The organism is Rahnella victoriana, from assembly GCF_021276285.1.
Classification (GTDB): domain Bacteria; phylum Pseudomonadota; class Gammaproteobacteria; order Enterobacterales; family Enterobacteriaceae; genus Rahnella; species Rahnella victoriana.
The window spans coordinates 310,564-327,788 of the sequence record NZ_CP089919.1 but is presented as its reverse complement, the minus strand read 5'-3'; the positions used below and the strand labels follow the sequence as shown (position 1 = coordinate 327,788).

General features: G+C 52.4%; 12 protein-coding genes and 6 tRNA genes. 2 read left to right on the top strand and 16 right to left on the bottom strand.

Annotation, left to right across the window (positions count from 1 at the left end; translation table 11 throughout):
* Positions 1-246: 246 nt before the first annotated feature.
* The 5 genes from lnt to miaB all read right to left on the bottom strand — a co-directional run bounded on the left by lnt (position 247) and on the right by miaB (position 6,070).
* Positions 247-1,776, bottom strand: a complete 1,530-nt coding sequence (lnt, locus tag J9880_RS01690) for an apolipoprotein N-acyltransferase (RefSeq protein WP_232770003.1) — start codon at positions 1,774-1,776, stop codon at positions 247-249.
* Between the two features lie 7 nt (positions 1,777-1,783).
* Positions 1,784-2,662 carry a CNNM family magnesium/cobalt transport protein CorC gene (corC, locus tag J9880_RS01685; protein ID WP_095921165.1) on the bottom strand — a complete coding sequence of 293 codons (879 nt, stop codon included), beginning with the start codon at positions 2,660-2,662 and terminating at the stop codon, positions 1,784-1,786.
* A gap of 99 nt (positions 2,663-2,761) precedes the next feature.
* Complete coding sequence (ybeY, locus tag J9880_RS01680) at positions 2,762-3,235, bottom strand: rRNA maturation RNase YbeY (RefSeq protein WP_232770002.1); 474 nt, start codon at positions 3,233-3,235, stop codon at positions 2,762-2,764.
* Positions 3,232-4,308, bottom strand: a complete 1,077-nt coding sequence (locus tag J9880_RS01675; protein WP_232770001.1) for a PhoH family protein — start codon at positions 4,306-4,308, stop codon at positions 3,232-3,234. The genes ybeY and J9880_RS01675 overlap by 4 nt, the downstream gene beginning before the upstream one ends.
* 337 nt (positions 4,309-4,645) lie before the next feature.
* A complete protein-coding gene (gene miaB / locus J9880_RS01670) occupies positions 4,646-6,070 on the bottom strand; it encodes a tRNA (N6-isopentenyl adenosine(37)-C2)-methylthiotransferase MiaB (protein ID WP_232770000.1) in 1,425 nt (474 codons plus the stop codon).
* Between the two features lie 187 nt (positions 6,071-6,257).
* Between miaB and ubiF the strand changes: the two genes are divergently transcribed.
* Positions 6,258-7,442 carry a 3-demethoxyubiquinol 3-hydroxylase gene (gene ubiF, locus J9880_RS01665; protein ID WP_232769999.1) on the top strand — a complete coding sequence of 395 codons (1,185 nt, stop codon included), beginning with the start codon at positions 6,258-6,260 and terminating at the stop codon, positions 7,440-7,442.
* 96 nt (positions 7,443-7,538) lie between these two features.
* Here ubiF and J9880_RS01660 read toward each other — a convergent pair.
* From J9880_RS01660 to nagB, 11 genes are all read right to left on the bottom strand, one after another.
* Positions 7,539-7,613 (bottom strand) — tRNA-Gln (locus J9880_RS01660).
* Positions 7,614-7,657: 44 nt separating this feature from the next.
* Positions 7,658-7,734: transfer RNA gene (locus J9880_RS01655), tRNA-Met, on the bottom strand.
* A gap of 92 nt (positions 7,735-7,826) precedes the next feature.
* Positions 7,827-7,901: transfer RNA gene (locus tag J9880_RS01650), tRNA-Gln, on the bottom strand.
* 70 nt (positions 7,902-7,971) lie between these two features.
* Positions 7,972-8,046, bottom strand: a tRNA-Gln gene (locus J9880_RS01645).
* A 23-nt stretch (positions 8,047-8,069) separates the two neighbouring features.
* Positions 8,070-8,154, bottom strand: a tRNA-Leu gene (locus tag J9880_RS01640).
* 8 nt (positions 8,155-8,162) lie between these two features.
* A tRNA-Met gene (locus J9880_RS01635) sits at positions 8,163-8,239 on the bottom strand.
* 228 nt (positions 8,240-8,467) lie between these two features.
* Positions 8,468-10,132: an asparagine synthase B gene (gene asnB, locus J9880_RS01630; protein ID WP_095921170.1), complete on the bottom strand. Its 1,665-nt coding sequence runs from the start codon at positions 10,130-10,132 to the stop codon at positions 8,468-8,470.
* A 360-nt stretch (positions 10,133-10,492) separates the two neighbouring features.
* Entirely contained in the window at positions 10,493-11,245 is a 753-nt protein-coding gene (locus J9880_RS01625) for an HAD-IIA family hydrolase (protein WP_095925081.1), read from the bottom strand.
* A gap of 57 nt (positions 11,246-11,302) precedes the next feature.
* Positions 11,303-12,526, bottom strand: a complete 1,224-nt coding sequence (gene nagC, locus J9880_RS01620; RefSeq protein WP_095921171.1) for a DNA-binding transcriptional regulator NagC — start codon at positions 12,524-12,526, stop codon at positions 11,303-11,305.
* Between the two features lie 20 nt (positions 12,527-12,546).
* Positions 12,547-13,686, bottom strand: coding sequence for an N-acetylglucosamine-6-phosphate deacetylase (gene nagA, locus J9880_RS01615; protein ID WP_119827444.1), 1,140 nt, complete (start codon positions 13,684-13,686; stop codon positions 12,547-12,549).
* 143 nt (positions 13,687-13,829) lie between these two features.
* Positions 13,830-14,630 (bottom strand): glucosamine-6-phosphate deaminase, encoded by an 801-nt coding sequence (nagB, locus tag J9880_RS01610; RefSeq protein ID WP_095921172.1) that lies wholly within the window; start codon positions 14,628-14,630, stop codon positions 13,830-13,832.
* A gap of 489 nt (positions 14,631-15,119) precedes the next feature.
* Here nagB and nagE point away from each other — a divergent pair, with 489 nt between their 5' ends.
* The gene (gene nagE / locus J9880_RS01605) at positions 15,120-17,156 is read left to right on the top strand and encodes an N-acetylglucosamine-specific PTS transporter subunit IIBC (protein WP_119827442.1); all 2,037 of its coding nucleotides are present in this window, start codon (positions 15,120-15,122) and stop codon (positions 17,154-17,156) included.
* Positions 17,157-17,225 lie beyond the last annotated feature (69 nt).

The following is a 17,225-nucleotide window of genomic DNA, read 5'->3' as shown; positions in this document are numbered from 1 at the left end:
TTGTATCAAAATGATGCATGACGTCAAAAAAAATCACTAAACAGATATCTTTCAATCAGATGTAGCAAGAGTCGTGCCAGATGGCCTGATTTAACTTCATAAGCGGTTAAATCGGCAGGGCTTAATGCGGCAGTTGTGACAATCAACAGCAGGTAAAAGGGAGGGGCAGAGGAGGGCGATAAGCGGTGCGACAAAAAAGAACAGGCACCCCAAAAGGTGCCTGTGTTAACGAAGAAAGGGCATGACTCAGGATTTGCGACGAGCCAGCCACAGCGCAACCGCCGCCATGACAAGCGTAGCAAACCACACCGGCCACCAGCCAGCGCGGGCGTAAGGTGTCATACCGGTCGTTGGCGTGACCTTCACGTTCAGCACCTGACGGGTAAACTGCGGGATTTCATGGGTCACATCACCCTGAGCATTCACCACAGCGGTAATGCCGTTATTGGTGCTGCGCAGTAACGGGCGGCCCAGTTCCAGTGAACGCATACGCGCCATCTGGAAGTGCTGCCACGGACCAATCGAATGTCCGAACCAGGCGTCGTTGGAAATCGTCAGCAGGAAATTGGTGTCCGGACGCAGATTGTCACGCACCTGTTCGCCAAACACCACTTCATAACAAATCGCCGTGGTCAGATTGAGTCCGCTGACAAACAGCGGTTTCTGCACGTATTCACCGCTGGTCAGCCCGGACATCGGTAAATCGAAGAACGGTGCCAGCGGGCGAAGAAGGGCTTCCAGCGGCACGAACTCACCGAAAGGCACCAGATGGTGTTTGTTGAAGCGATTCTCGTCCGGATAGTGATACGGCTGTTCACCGCCGAGCACGATGGCGCTGTTATAGACCTTCATGCCTTCTTCATTACGGCGGGCATCAATAATGCCGGTAATGAGCTGGGTGCCGTGTGCGCGATAGATATTATCCACCATGCTCAGGAAACCCTGCTGATCGGACTCAATGTCGGAAATCGCTGATTCCGGCCAGATGATCATGCTGGATTTGCCGACGTACGGACGGCTGAGATCCAGATAGGTCTGTAAGGCACTTTCCAGCGCTTTCGGATCCCATTTCATGGATTGCGGAATATTGCCCTGAACCAGCGCCACATCGACGGTTTTGTCCGGCTGTTCCTGATACCAGTGGATGTAACGCAGCGGCCATGGCAACAGTAGCATGACGACGGCAACGATCCCCGGCGTCCAACGGCGCTGGCGGACGGCATACACAATCAGACCGCTCAGCGAGGTCAGTAACAGGGTAATGCCGTCAACGCCGGTGATCGGCGCAAGACCTTTCAGCGGGCCGTCGATCTGGCTGTAGCCAAACTGCAACCACGGGAAACCGGTCAGTACCCAGCCGCGCAGGAATTCGGTTATTTGCCACAATGCCGGTGCACCAAGTGCCAGTTTCCACCAGGTGGTTTTTGGCCACAGTTTGCTGAACAAGCCCGCAAACAGCATCGTGTACAGCGACAAATAGGCCGCCAGCAAAACGACAAGGAAAAGGTTAATGGCTTCAGGCATGCCGCCAAAGGTGGCGATGCTGACATACACCCAGTTGACGCCGCTGCCAAACAGCCCCATTCCCCAGAAGAAGCCGAGCAGCGCGGCCTGCGCCGGGCGGCGATCCAGCGTTAATGCCAGCAAGCCGCACAGCGAAATAATCGCCGCAGGCCAGAAGTCATAAGGGGAAAATGACAGCGTGCCACAGGCACCGAAAAAGAGCGCCAGCAGGGCGCGAACCCGCTGGCGTTGATATAAAGAGGCAATTGCCATGGAGTAATTATTCTTCCAGTATCGGTTGCGGCGCGTCGTCCGGTATTTTTACGTGAACCTGAATGATACGGCGGCTGTCTGCCATCGCAACCTTGAACAGGTAACCGTCAATTTCAATGCTTTCGCCACGTGCCGGTAAATGGCCGAATGACTGCATCACCAGACCGCCAATGGTATCGACTTCGTCGTCACTGTAATGGGTCTGGAACACTTCATTGAAATCTTCAATCGGTGCCAGCGCGCGGACGGTATAGGTATGGCGGCTGAGCTGGCGGATATCCAGATCTTCCGCTTCGTCGTACTCATCATCAATTTCGCCGACGATAAGTTCGAGAATATCTTCGATAGTGACCAGACCGGAGACGCCGCCAAATTCATCAACAACAATCGCCATATGGTAACGCTGGGAGCGGAATTCCTTCAGCATGCGGTCAACGCGTTTGCTTTCAGGAACCACGACTGCGGTTCTCAGCACCTTATCGATGCTGAATGGCTCAGACGCTGAGCGCATAAACGGCAGCAGGTCTTTGGCCATCAGGATGCCTTCAATGTGATCCTTATCTTCGCTGATCACCGGGAAGCGTGAGTGTGCGGATTCGATGATCACATCGAGGCACTCTTCCAGCGGCTGATTGCGTTTAAGCGTGATCATTTGTGAACGCGGGATCATGATGTCCCGGACGCGCTGCTCGGCGATATCCATCACGCCTTCCAGCATGTCACGGGTATCGGGGTCGATCAGATCGTTTTGTTCTGAATCACGGATCAGCTCAACCAGATCACCACGGTTTTTAGGTTCACCGTGAAAAAGCTGGCTAAGGATAAGGGAAAAGAAGCCCTTCTTGGGACTGGGGCTGTCACTATTTTGTGAATGGTCATCGCTCATGGCGTTTGGTTTTTTTTACTCGTGGTTAGTGAAAATTATGCGAAACGCCTGCGGATTAAAACCTTATCAGGCAGGCGTTAAGCGAGTTGACTGCGATACTCAGTAATCTTCTTTCTCTGAAATATACGGATCCGGATAACCCAGGCCCTGCATGATTTCAGTTTCAATCGATTCCATCTCTTCGGCTTCTTCGTCAACGATATGGTCATAGCCCAGCAAATGCAAACTGCCGTGGATCACCATATGCGCCCAGTGGGCCAGAAGGTCTTTTTCCTGCTCTTTCGCTTCTTTCTCGACGACCTGACGACAAATAATCAGGTCACCGAGAAGCGGCATCTCCAAACCCGGAGGTGCTTCGAACGGGAAGGATAACACGTTGGTCGGCTTATCCATGCCACGATAAGTCATATTAAGCTCATGGCTTTCAGGGATATCGACCAGACGGATGGTCACTTCCGATTCTTCCTGGAATTGCGGCAACACCGCTTCCAGCCATTTCTGAAAGTCATTTTCTGACGGTAAACCTGCTGCATCTTCGCAGGCAATTTGTAAATCGAGGATTACCGTATTCATTGACTGACCTGTTGTGTGGCGTTGGACTGATGTTCTTGTTTACGCTCTGCGGCAATGGCATCGCGGCGTTTTTGGTCTTCTTCTTCCCAGACCTCATAGGCGACAACGATGCGTGCAACTACCGGATGGCGCACCACGTCTTCACTGTGGAAGAAGTTGAAACTGAGTTCTTCGACGGAGGACAGCACCTCAATCGCATGGCGCAAACCTGATTTCTGATGGCGCGGCAAGTCGATTTGCGTGACGTCGCCGGTGATCACCGCTTTGGAGTTAAAGCCAATACGGGTCAGGAACATCTTCATCTGTTCGATAGAGGTGTTCTGGCTTTCATCAAGAATAATAAAGGCGTCGTTCAGGGTGCGGCCACGCATGTAAGCCAGCGGGGCGACCTCAATCACGTTGCGCTCAATCAGTTTTTCCACTTTCTCGAAGCCAAGCATTTCAAACAGGGCGTCATACAGCGGGCGCAGATAAGGATCCACTTTCTGGCTGAGATCGCCCGGCAGGAAGCCCAGTTTTTCACCGGCTTCTACCGCAGGACGGGTCAGCAGAATGCGGCGCACTTCCTGACGTTCCAGCGCATCGACGGCAGCAGCCACCGCGAGGTAGGTTTTACCGGTACCCGCAGGGCCAATGCCGAAGGTGATGTCATGGTCGAGAATGTTGGCAATGTACTGCGCCTGATTTGGCGTACGCGGCTTCACCATCCCGCGTTTGGTTTTGATGATGACGGCCTTGCCGAAATCCGGCACGCTTTCGGCCGTTTGTTCCAGCACCCGGCTTTCTTTGATCGCCAGATGGATTTTTTCAGGATCGATATCCTGGATTTCACCGCGCAGCGGCGCAGTGTCTACGTATAAATCACGCAGGATGTCGGCGGCTGCCGCAACAGGCAGACTCTTACCGACCAATTTAAACGCGTTATCACGACGGTTGATTTCAACGCCCAACCGGCGTTCCAGTTGTTTGATATTGTCATCAAACGGCCCGCACAGGCTCAGCAAACGCTGGTTGTCTTCGGGCTCCAGTAAAAGCTCTTGTGTTACAACGTTCAAACGAATCCTTTGGGTCACTTGGGACCAGTTTACCCTTCATACTTCACGCTGCAGAGGCGTTGGCTGCATTCACTCACCCGAATTTGCCGCGTTTCTGCAACCCGAATTATTGCGGGTACGTTTTATGAAACACCCGGCTGATTACTGCTTTCAGCCGTCAACCATACCTGAGTTAATAATACATGCCCTTGGCAAAATATGCTGCGTCGTGGCGGCAGTTGCAGGCACCTTCATCCGGATATGCGGCCTTTGCTGGAAAATTAAACCCTTGGGATGAAGGTATTAGCGAAAATCTCAAAAGAAACAGGACGCCGTAGCGCCCTGTCGAGATCAGGTCATGCATCATTCTGATGATTCAGGGTTGAAACATTCCAACGCCCAATTCATTTTCTTTACGGGTGCGTTTAATGACCGATTGCGGCGATTCATGCAGACGCAGTGCCATCTGTTCTTCGGTACGGACAACCACACCGCGCAGTGAGTTGGCATAGACATCGACAATCTCGACATCCACGAACTTACCAATCATATCCGGCGTGCCTTCGAAATTGACCACGCGGTTACATTCGGTACGGCCCGTCAGTTCCATAATGTCCTTGCGGGATGTCCCTTCCACCAGAATGCGCTGAACGGTGCCCAGCGTGGCGCGGCTGAAACGCATAACCTGCTGAGTGATCCGGTCCTGTAACAGCGCCAGACGCTGTTTCTTCTCGTCCATGCTGACATCATCCACCATATCGGCGGCAGGTGTCCCCGGACGAGAGGAATAGATGAAGCTGAAACTGACGTCGTAATTCACCTGGGCGATCAAATCCATCGTGCGCTCGAAATCATCATTCGTTTCGCCGGGGAAACCGATGATGAAATCGGAACTGAAATGAATATCAGGACGCGCGGCGCGCAGCTTACGGATGGTGGATTTGTATTCCAGCACCGTATGAGGGCGCTTCATCATCGTCAGAATACGGTCTGAACCGCTCTGGATTGGCAAATGCAGGAAGCTCACCACTTCAGGCGTGTCTTTGTAGACGTCAATAATGTCGTCGGTAAATTCCACCGGATGACTGGTGGTGAAACGGATTCGGTCGATACCGTCAATGGCAGCGACCAGACGCAGCAATTCGGCAAAGGTACAGACGCCGCCATCAAACGCGTCACCACGATAGGCATTGACGTTCTGGCCCAGCAGGTTGACTTCACGTACGCCCTGCGCGGCCAGTTGGGCCACTTCAAACAGCACGTCATCGCACGGGCGGCTGACTTCTTCACCGCGCGTATAAGGCACGACGCAGAAGCTGCAATATTTGTTGCAGCCTTCCATGATGGAGACAAAAGCGGTCGGACCGTCGGCGCGCGGTTCCGGCAGCCGGTCAAACTTTTCAATTTCAGGGAAGCTGATATCGACTACCGGGCTTTTGGTGCCACGGACGTGATTCACCATCTCCGGCAGGCGGTGCAGGGTTTGCGGGCCGAAGACGATATCGACACAAGGCGCGCGCTTGCGCAGCATTTCGCCTTCCTGTGAAGCGACACAGCCACCGACGCCGATGATGATGTCCGGGTTTTTCTTCTTAAGTAACTTCCAGTGTCCGAGCAGGCTGAACACCTTCTCTTGTGCTTTTTCCCTGATCGAGCAGGTATTCAGCAGCAGAATATCTGCTTCCTCAGCGTTATCCGTCAGCTGGTAACCGTGGGTGCTGTCGAGAAGATCGGCCATTTTGGATGAATCGTATTCATTCATCTGGCAGCCCCAGGTTTTTATGTGCAGTTTTTTAGTCATCAGCGTGTCAGTACTCAATACGGGGAACGTTAGATCGGCAGTGCCGCAGTGCATAGCATGGTTCTGGGGCGCTATTGTAAACTCTCCCTCCGGTGCTGACCAGTGCAGGAAAGCAGCTTAGACCCTGATGCGGGCACAAAAATCCGGTACACTTCGCATAATGAACTGAACAGAAAGCCGGAATAAAATGAATCATTCTGAGAAGACATTTGATGCAGTAATTGTCGGGGGAGGCATGGTCGGTGCCGCCGCCGCGCTGGGGCTGGCACAACAGGGGCTACAGGTCGCGCTGGTGGAAAATGCACAACCCGCTGTCTTTGATCCCTCTGCTCCCACTGATTTACGTATCTCTGCCATTGGTTGCGCCTCTGTGCGCTTCCTGCAAAAGCTGGGTGCGTGGGATGCGGTAGCGGCAATGCGCGCGGTGCCATACCGCCGTCTGGAAACCTGGGAAGTGGATGGCTCTGATGTGAAGTTTGACGCGCAATCGCTGGGGTTGCCTGAACTCGGGTTTATGGTAGAAAACCCGGTGCTCCAGGCTGCGTTGTGGCAGCAGTTCGACGCATTCTCCAGTCTGACCCGCTTTTGTCCGGCAAAGTTACGCCATCTTTTGCAACACGATGATAAAACCTGGTCACTGCAACTGACCACGGGGGAATTATTGCGCGCACCTTTGGTGGTGGCTGCCGATGGCGCAAATTCTTTGGTGCGGCAGTTGGCCGGGATTGGTGTGGATGGCTGGGAATACCGCCAGCATTGCATGCTGATCAATGTCGAGACCGCCACACCGGATCAGGATGTGACGTGGCAGCAGTTTTTCCCTTCCGGCCCGCGGGCATTCCTGCCGCTTTCCGGCCATCAGGCATCTCTGGTCTGGTATGACAGTCCGCAGCGTATCCGTTATCTGAAAACCCTGAATATGCAGCAGCTCACGTCAGAAGTGATGCAGGCTTTCCCCGCACGGCTGGGGGCGGTGAAGGCGCTCAATGCCGGTGCCTTCCCGCTGGTACGCCGTCACGCTCAGCGGTACGTGTTACCGGGGCTGGCGCTGGTAGGGGACGCGGCGCATACCATCAATCCGCTGGCAGGGCAGGGCGTGAATCTGGGATACCGTGACGTGGAAGCCTTGTTATCCGTACTGGAGAAGGCGCGTGATCATGATGAAGCGTGGAGCAGCGAAAAAGTGTTGTTACGTTATCAGCGTCAGCGCCGTCTGGACAATTTACTGATGCAAAGCGGCATGGATTTGTTCTATACCGCGTTCAGCAATGACCTGCCGCCGGTAAAAGCCTTGCGAAATCTTGCGCTGATGGCGGCACAGCGTGCCGGGGGGCTGAAGACCAAAGCCCTGAAATATGCCTTAGGGATTTAATGTGTTCCGGGCAAACCGCGAAATATTGGTTTGCCTTTTTTTTGCTGACTAAACGACAAATAGCAGAAAGCCCGCACGAGGCGGGCTTTCTTAATGTGGCTGGGGTGCCAGGATTCGAACCTGGGTATGCTGGTATCAGAAACCAGAGCCTTACCGCTTGGCGACACCCCAATTTTGTTTCTCACTACCTTTTGAGCAGTGTACTGCAAGTAAAATGGTGGCTACGACGGGATTTGAACCTGTGACCCCATCATTATGAGTGATGTGCTCTAACCAGCTGAGCTACGTAGCCAAATTTTACTGACTTACTTCAAAACTTCAAGCACTAATTTAACTAACTTAATAATAAATTTCAAGTGCTTACCAATTATACACAAAGAAGTATGGCTGGGGTACCTGGATTCGAACCAGGGTATGCTGGTATCAAAAACCAGTGCCTTACCGCTTGGCGATACCCCAACAGTACAACTTCTTCAAATTGGATTTTCCTCACAATCACATCAGAACAACAATGCGAAAGGTAAGAAAATGGCTGGGGTACCAGGATTCGAACCTGGGAATGCTGGTATCAAAAACCAGTGCCTTACCGCTTGGCGATACCCCAACTGTGCTGCCGACTCTATGAAATGGTGCGGGAGGCGAGACTTGAACTCGCACACCTTGCGGCGCTAGAACCTAAATCTAGTGCGTCTACCAATTTCGCCACTCCCGCAAAAAAGATGGTGGCTACGACGGGATTCGAACCTGTGACCCCATCATTATGAGTGATGTGCTCTAACCAACTGAGCTACGTAGCCATCTTTTTTCGCGCAACCTTCATCGGCGTTGCGGGGCGCATTATGCGTATATGACCGTTTTGCGTCAACACCTTTTTTGGAGAAAAAGGCCTGATGGCGTCCATTTGTCTGGCTTATAACCACTCTGGTGATTAATTGGGCAAAAGACATTATTTTTACTGGCTTTACGCATAAAAAAACGGGCCTGAGAAGGCCCGTTTTCAACAAGGAGATTGACCGGTAAATCGTTTATTTGTAAGCGGACTGATGCACGCCAACCGCACGGCCAGAAGGATCGTCCATGTTTTTGAACGCTTCATCCCACTCAATGGCTTTCGCAGAAGAACAGGCCACTGACGGGCCGCCAGGCACGCATTCTGCGGCGCTTGGAACCGGGAACAGTTCTTCAAAAATCGTCCGGTACAGGTAGCCTTCTTTTGATGTCGGCGTGTTGTACGGGAAGCGGAAATGCGCCGTTTCGAGCTGTTGGTCAGTGATCTGCTGGGATGCCACTTCTTTTAAGGTATCGATCCAGCTGTAACCGACGCCGTCAGAGAATTGTTCCTTCTGACGCCATGCCACACTGTGTGGCAAATAAGACTCGAAACATTCACGCAGGATATGTTTTTCCATCTTGCCGTTGCCGCACATCTTGTCTTTCGGGTTGATACGCATGGCGACGTCGAGGAATTTTTTATCCAGGAACGGTACGCGGGCCTCAACACCCCAGGCGGACATCGCTTTGTTGGCACGCGCACAGTCATACATGTGCAGCGCCAGCAATTTACGCACGGTTTCTTCATGGAATTCTTTGGCGTTTGGCGCTTTGTGGAAATACAGATAGCCACCCAGCACTTCGTCTGCGCCTTCGCCAGACAACACCATCTTGATGCCCATCGCTTTGATTTTACGCGACATCAGATACATCGGAGTGGAGGCACGGATCGTGGTGACATCGTAAGTTTCGATGTGATAAATCACGTCACGGATCGCATCCAGACCTTCCTGCACGGTGAAATGAATTTCATGGTGCACGGTGCCCAAATGGTTTGCCACTTCCTGCGCGGCACGCAGATCCGGTGAACCTTCCAGACCGACAGCAAAGGAGTGCAACTGCGGCCACCAGGCTTCGCTTTGATCTTTATCTTCGATACGGCGACCGGCAAATTTCTTGGTGATGGCGGAAATCACGGAGGAATCCAGACCACCGGACAGCAACACGCCATAAGGTACGTCAGACATCAGGTGACTTTTCACCGATTCTTCCAGCGCATCTTTCAACGCGGCTGCGTCAGTGACGTTGTCTTTGACGTTTTCGAAGTCAAACCAGTCGCGCTGGTAGTATTCGCGAATTTCACCGTCCTGGCTCCACAGATAGCTGCCTGCCGGGAATTCTTTGATGGTGCGGCAAACCGGCACCAGCGCTTTCATTTCTGACGCCACATACATGTTGCCGTGTTCGTCATAACCCATATACAGCGGGATAATGCCTAAGTGGTCACGGCCAATCAGGTAGGCGTCTTTTTCTGTGTCATACAGAATAAAGGCGAACATGCCTTGCAGTTCATCGAGGAACTCCGGGCCTTTTTCCTGATACAGCGCCAGAATGACTTCGCAGTCAGACGCGGTCTGGAACGCATATTTGTCGCCCAGTTCAGCACGCAGGGCCTGATGGTTGTAGATTTCGCCGTTAACAGCCAGAACGTGAGTGTGTGCTGCGTTGTAAAGAGGCTGTGCGCCGTTGTTCACGTCGACAATGGACAGACGCTCATGCGACAGAATCGCTTTATCGCTGGCAAACACACCGGACCAGTCGGGTCCGCGGTGACGCATCAGGCGCGACAGTTCCAGCGCTTTTTTGCGCAGCTCGACGGAGTCAGTTTTGATATCGAGCACACCGAAAATTGAACACATATTACTTTCTCCCTAACGACGTTTCTCTGGCTGTCATTTTTATGATTACGAATGAGGATCAACGTTGCCGTTCCTGCAATTTCAGTCGGCGTTGTTGCGTTGCTGACTATGAAAATGCGTCATAACCCCTATGTTGTGCAAGCGGTTTAACGCTCTTCTGATAAATAGTTGGTTGATGACCGGTGATCTTTAACGAATCCTCAGTTTTATGATGATTTTATTAGTGGATTATTAATTTAAGCGTGAAAAATTGACGAGGATTCAAAAAAAAGGAAAAGTGGATAAAAATCAGTCAGCAAGACGAAAAAAAACGAGCCTGAATAGCAATCCGGGCTCGTTTTCAAATGCTTAGGAAAAAGATTAAATGACGTCGATATCGGCCACGGAAGGGTAAATCCATGTCGGACGGAAAGGCATACCTTCAATATCATTGAGGGTGGACACGCCGGTCAGCACCAGAATGGTTTCCAGACCTGCCTGAAAGCCTGCCAGAATGTCGGTACGCAGATTGTCGCCCACAATGACGGTATCTTCGGAATGTGCCTGCATTTTATTGAGCGCCGAGCGGATAATCCACGGGCTTGGCTTGCCGACGTAGAATGGCTGGCGGCCGGTAATCTTCTCGATTGGCGCACACAATGCGCCACAGGCAGGGACAAAACCGTGCCCGTGATTATCAGGATTGGTGGCGATAAAGCGCGCACCGTTTGCCACGAAATACGCGGCTTTATGGATCATGTCCCAGTTGTATGAACGGGTCTCGCCAACAATCACGAAATCAGGGTTGATATCGGTAATGGTGAAACCGGCTTTATACAGTTCGTGGATCAGCGCGCCTTCACCCACGACATAGGCTTTTTTGCCTTCCTGACGTTTAAGGAAATCAGCAGTCGCCATCGCAGAGGTGAAAAAGGCACTTTCAGGGACGTCGAGACCGGCGGCGCCGAAGCGGTTTGCCAGATCCTGTGCTGTCTGGGAAGGGTAGTTCGTGAGAATGACCAAAGGCATTCCCTGTTCCTGGATCCGGGCCAGAAAACGATCGGCGCCGGGTACTGCGGTATTGTCGTGCATCAGCACGCCATCAATGTCACAAATTACGTTCTTTATTGTCATGATTTCCAAACCCACATTTTCAGTCCCCTTTCTGACAGCCAGATACTATAGCACGCCTCAGTTTTCCATCAGGCGCTGTAACAGAACCCCGTTGAGCATCGCCCGTTTGACCAGGGCAAATGCGCCAATGGCTGACTGATGATTCAGGGCTGACGTCACAACCGGTAAATTACGGCGGAAATCTTTCAGAACCTGCGCATTAATGCAGTTCTGAATGGCCGGAAGCAGGACCTTATCCGCTTCGGTAATTTCACCGGCAATCACGACTTTTTGCGGATTAAACAGGTTTATCGCGATCGACACGCCTTTGCCCAACTGGCGGCCCACGTGTTCAATCACTTCCGTCGCCAGCGCATCGTGGCGGTTGGCTGCTTTGCAGATCGCGGAAATAGAGCAGTCATCGAGGCTGAGCTTACTGGCGTAGCCTTGTGTCAGCAGATGGCGCACGCGGTTTTCGATGGCGGCGTTCGCGGCCACGGTTTCCAGACAGCCGAAATTTCCGCAATGACAGCGTTCGCCCAGTGGGTCGATCTGGATATGACCGATTTCACCGACGTTGCCGTTACTGCCGAGAAAAATCTGCCCGTTAACGATGATCCCGGCGCCGGTACCACGGTGTAAACGAACCAAAATGGAGTCCTGACAGTCGCGGGTTGCACCGAAGTAGTGCTCGGCAAGCGCCAGACTGCGGATATCGTGACCGACAAAACTGGTGACTTTAAATTTTGCTTCCAGCGCATCCACTAATTTCCATGCGCCGACGCTGATATGCGGCATGTAGCGCACGATACCTTTATTCGGATCCACCAGACCGGGGAGGATGACGGAAATGGCAATCAGTTCGCGGATCTTGCGCTGGTTCAGCTCAATAAATTGACGGATGGCCTCAAAGAGCGCGTTCTCCAGCGTTTCCTGAGTGCGTTCCGGCAGGGCGTAATGTTGTTCCGCCAGTGATTTGGCGCTGAGATCGTAGAGCGTAATCGTTGCGTCATGGCGGCCAAGACGCACGGCGATAGTATGGAAAGGGCGGGTTTCTGTGATGATAGAAATGGCGCGGCGACCACCGGTGGAAGCCTGCTGATCGACTTCTTTAATCAGCCCGCGCTCAAGTAATTGTCGGGTAATTTTGGTCACACTGGCGGGCGCTAACTGACTCATGTCGGCAATCTGAATGCGCGAGATGGGACCTTGTTGGTCAATCAGGCGGTAAACCGCCGCGCCGTTTAACTGCTTAACCAGATCAACGTTGCCGATTTGTGCCTGCTGTCCGCCAGTTGTCATCAATGCTGTTATCCGCTCAATTAAACTTCGTCACCATTAACGATAGTTTTTGTGATTTTAAAATCATGAGTGAACGCGGTGAGGTTGGCGACTTTACCTGCTTCAATGCTGCCCAGTTGGCTGTCAACACCAATGGCGCGTGCCGGATAAAGCGATGCCATACGCAGCGTTTCATCCAGCGCAATCCCGACATGTTCGACGCTGTTTTGCACCGCTTCAATCATTGTCAGGGCAGAGCCGCTCAGTGTTCCGTTTTCGTCCACACAGAGTCCGTCACGGTAGTATATTGTTTTACCGGCAAAAATGAACTCATCAATATTCGCACCTGCGGGCGCAGTGGCGTCAGTGACCAGCACCAGCTTCTCGCCTTTGAGCTTTTTCGCGTTGCGGATGTTCGCCCAGTCGACGTGCAGGCCGTCAGCAATCACTCCGGTATAGACTTCCGGCGTATCGAAGATTGCACCAATCAGGCCAGGCTGACGGCCGGTGATGGCAGGCATTGCATTATAAAGGTGCGTGGCGAAGCTGATACCGGCCGCGAAACCTTCACGCGCCTGTGCGTAAGTTGAATTTGAGTGGCCTGCGGAAATCACAATACCGGCGTCGCGCAACTGGCGGATATATTTCGCTTCAACCTGTTCTGGCGCGAGCGTCAGCTGGCTGATGACATCCGCATTGGCGCACAGGAAATCGATCATGGCGCTGTCTGGCAGACGAATAAAGGCCGGATTATGCGTGCCTTTTTTCTCCGGGCTGAGGTACGGCCCTTCAAGATGCAGACCGAGCGCCTGATTCGGATATTTTTCCAGATAGGTACGCATCACGCTGATACCGTGTTTCATGTAGTCATCGCTACAGGTGATCAGCGTCGGTAAGAAACTGGTACAGCCCGATTTTTCATTGGCTTTCTGCATGATTTCTAACGTTTCCACGGAAATCGCTTCCAGTGAATCGTTGAACTGCACGCCGCCACAACCGTTCAGTTGCAGATCGATAAATCCGGGGGCAAGAATGGCGCCGTCCAGACTGCGGGTTTCCACATTCGCCGGCAATTCACTCACCGGGCAGACACGTTCGATTTTGCCATCCGCAATCACTACCGCGTGGTTATCCAGAACGTCATGACCGGTATAAACCCGGCAGTTCACTAATGCGTACATCATGCCCCCATTCCCCTTTATCCTTTGAGCCGCAGCGGCGTTGGCTACCTTTACTCACTCCGGTCACTTACTTCAGTAAGCTCGCGGAGATTCGTTCAGTTGCCGCCTTGCTGCAACTCAAATGCTTTCGGGGACTCAGTTAATTAAAGATTTTTCATATTTTCCGCTTCTAACTCGCGGAAATATTTAACAGTTTTGACTTTCAGTTCCATGGTGGACGGTTCGTCGCACACCATAACGGCTTTTGCGTGCAATTGCAGGCAACTGATGGTCCACATGTGGTTGATATTGCCTTCTACCGCCGCTTCCAGCGCCTGCGCTTTCGCGTGGCCGGTCACCAGAATCATCACTTCTTCTGCGTCCAGCAGCGTGCCCACGCCAACGGTCAGGGCGTATTTTGGCACCTGGGAGACATCGTTGTCGAAGAAACGTGAGTTCGCGATGCGGGTTTCATGCGTCAGGGTTTTGATGCGGGTGCGGGAAGCCAGAGAAGACGCCGGTTCGTTGAATGCGATATGACCGTCGTTGCCCACGCCACCCATGAACAGGTGAATTTTGCCGTAAGACTTAATTTTTGCTTCGTACTGGCGGCATTCTTCGTTGACGTCTGGCGCATTACCATTCAGCAGATTGATGTTTTCGCGTGGAATATCAACGTGGTCAAAGAAGTTTTTGTACATGAAGGTATGATAGCTCTCAGGGTGTTCCTGCGGCAGACCAACATATTCATCCATATTGAAGGTAACAACGTGCTTAAAGCTAACCTGGCCTGCTTTATGCATGGCGATTAAATGTTTATACGCTTCGAGCGGGGTACCACCGGTAGGTAAGCCCAGAACAAACGGGCGGTCGGCAGTGGGTTTGAAAGCATTGATACGTTCAACGATATGACGTGCAGCCCATTTGCCAACTTCAGTGGTGGTGTTTAAAGGAATAAGTCTCATCACATACCTCTAGTTTTTCAGAATATTGAATATACTGTTGATATCCTTTGTTCTTGACGTTGCAGGGGCGTTGGCTGCTCTCGCTCACCCGGATCACTTACCTGTGTAAGCTCATCGGGATCCACTCGATTGCCGCCTTCCTGCAAGGTCAGGGACTGCGGATATCCGTAGTCAAAGCAAAAACGAAGTTCGTCGGTTCAAAGGCGGTCTTGTTAAGCGTAAACCACCGCAGCGGTTTATGACTGGCACAATGCCGTCTGGATTTTTTTAATGATAAAATAAGTTTGGTGTCTTGACCAGTGTAATGGCATGTTATGACCTCTTTTTGGTGACGATTCTCACAAAAAGAGAGGTTTTAATTTGCGATACGAAATAATCTTTTTACACTCGCAATCGCAGTTGGTTAAATCGGAACGGTAAATGTAAAAGGTAGTAAACATACTAATTAAACTACTTAGGTGATTCGCTTACGGGCGAGTAGGGGGAATGTTGAATATACTGAGTTATTTACAAAAGATTGGCCGGGCATTGATGGTGCCAGTCGCTACGTTGCCAGCCGCCGCCATTCTTATGGGTGTCGGTTATTGGATCGACCCTGTGGGCTGGGGTGGAGACAATGCACTGGCGGCATTTTTCATTAAATCGGGTTCCGCTATCATCGAAAACATGTCCGTACTGTTTGCGATCGGTGTGGCGTATGGCATGTCCAAAGACAAAGACGGTGCGGCTGCACTGACCGGTTTTGTCGGTTTCCTGGTGCTGACCACGCTGTGTTCGCCAGCAGCCGTGTCAATGATTCAGAAGATCCCGTTAGACCAGGTGCCGGCGGCATTTGGTAAAATCAATAACCAGTTCGTCGGTATCTTAGTCGGTATCATTTCCGCTGAGTTGTACAACCGCTTCAGCCACGTTGAGTTGCCGAAAGCGTTGTCTTTCTTCAGCGGTCGTCGTCTGGTGCCGATCCTCACCTCTTTCCTGATGATCATCGTTGCCTTCATTCTGATGTATGTCTGGCCTCTGATCTTCAACGGTCTGGTGACCTTCGGTGAGCACATCCAGCAACTCGGTTCTGCCGGTGCCGGTATCTATGCTTTCTTCAACCGTTTACTGATCCCGGTCGGTCTGCATCACGCCCTGAACTCCGTGTTCTGGTTTGACGTGGCAGGCATTAACGACATCCCTAACTTCCTTGGCGGCCAGGAATCTATCCAGGCAGGTAAAGCGGTTGTGGGTATCACCGGTCGTTATCAGGCGGGCTTCTTCCCGATCATGATGTTCGGTCTTCCGGGTGCGGCGCTGGCGATTTACCACTGCGCACGTCCTGAAAACAAGGCAAAAGTTGCCGGTATCATGATGGCTGCCGCTTTCGCTTCCTTCTTCACGGGTATCACCGAACCGCTGGAATTCTCCTTCATGTTCGTTGCGCCGGTTCTGTATGTTATCCACGCCGTGCTGACCGGTATTTCGGTCTTCATCGCCGCAAGCATGCACTGGATTGCCGGTTTCGGCTTCAGCGCAGGTTTGGTGGATATGGTGCTGTCTTCCCGTAACCCGCTGGCGACTCACTGGTACATGCTGATCCCTCAGGGTCTGGTGTTCTTCGTGATTTACTATGTGGTGTTCCGTTTCACCATTCAGAAATTCAACCTGCTGACGCCGGGTCGTGAGCTGGCGGTTGCCGGTGACGAAACTGACGGTTATGACGTTGATGTGGAATCTGCGGGCAATAAAGGCGACGAAACGGTTGCTCTGGCACGTCGTTATATCAGTGCCATCGGCGGTTCAGAAAACCTCACCGGTATTGATGCCTGTATCACCCGCCTGCGCCTGAACGTGAAAGACTCCGCGCTGGTGAATGACGGGTTGGCAAAACGTCTGGGTGCTTCAGGGGTTATCCGCCTGAACAAGCAAAGCGTGCAGGTGATTGTCGGTACCCGTGCTGAAATCATTGCCGGTGCGATGCGCACGGCACTGAATGCAGGCCCGATTGCTGCGGCTACTGCGACGCCGGCTGCGCCAGTGTCTGAAATCAAGCCTCAGGCTGTACCCAACAGCGTGAAAACCGTGGCAGAAACGCTGGTATCGCCGGTCACCGGTGACATCGTGGCGCTGGATCAGGTCCCTGATGAAGCCTTTGCCAGCAAAGCGGTGGGTGATGGCGTGGCCATTCGTCCGACGGATAAAATCGTGGTAGCGCCTGCTGCCGGTACCGTGGTGAAAATCTTCAATACCAATCACGCGTTCTGCCTGGAAACCACTTCCGGTGCTGAAATCGTGGTGCATATGGGGATTGATACCGTTGCGCTGAACGGTCAGGGCTTTACCCGCCTGGTCGAAGAAGGGGCCACGGTCACTGCCGGACAGCCTGTTCTCGAGCTGGATCTGGATTACCTGAACGCTCACGCGCGTTCAATGATCAGCCCTGTTGTGGTCAGCAATATTGATGATTACACCGGTGTGACTGCGCTGGCCAGCGGTTCTGTGGTCGCCGGTCAGAGCAAACTGTTCGACATTCAGGGCAAATAACGTCTCTGAACGGCTGACAGTGAAAAGTCCCCTGACGGGAAGAGAGCGATCTCTTCCCGTTTTTTATTG

Excerpts from the sequence above, each read along its gene's own strand:
- lnt (WP_232770003.1), bottom strand. The coding sequence starts at position 1,776 with ATGGCAATTGCCTCTTTATATCAACGCCAGCGGGTTCGCGCCCTGCTG.
- corC (WP_095921165.1), bottom strand. The coding sequence starts at position 2,662 with ATGAGCGATGACCATTCACAAAATAGTGACAGCCCCAGTCCCAAGAAG.
- ybeY (WP_232770002.1), bottom strand. The coding sequence starts at position 3,235 with ATGAATACGGTAATCCTCGATTTACAAATTGCCTGCGAAGATGCAGCA.
- miaB (WP_232770000.1), bottom strand. The coding sequence starts at position 6,070 with ATGACTAAAAAACTGCACATAAAAACCTGGGGCTGCCAGATGAATGAA.
- ubiF (WP_232769999.1), top strand. The coding sequence starts at position 6,258 with ATGAATCATTCTGAGAAGACATTTGATGCAGTAATTGTCGGGGGAGGC.
- asnB (WP_095921170.1), bottom strand. The coding sequence starts at position 10,132 with ATGTGTTCAATTTTCGGTGTGCTCGATATCAAAACTGACTCCGTCGAG.
- J9880_RS01625 (WP_095925081.1), bottom strand. The coding sequence starts at position 11,245 with ATGACAATAAAGAACGTAATTTGTGACATTGATGGCGTGCTGATGCAC.
- nagC (WP_095921171.1), bottom strand. The coding sequence starts at position 12,526 with ATGACAACTGGCGGACAGCAGGCACAAATCGGCAACGTTGATCTGGTT.
- nagA (WP_119827444.1), bottom strand. The coding sequence starts at position 13,686 with ATGTACGCATTAGTGAACTGCCGGGTTTATACCGGTCATGACGTTCTG.
- nagB (WP_095921172.1), bottom strand. The coding sequence starts at position 14,630 with ATGAGACTTATTCCTTTAAACACCACCACTGAAGTTGGCAAATGGGCT.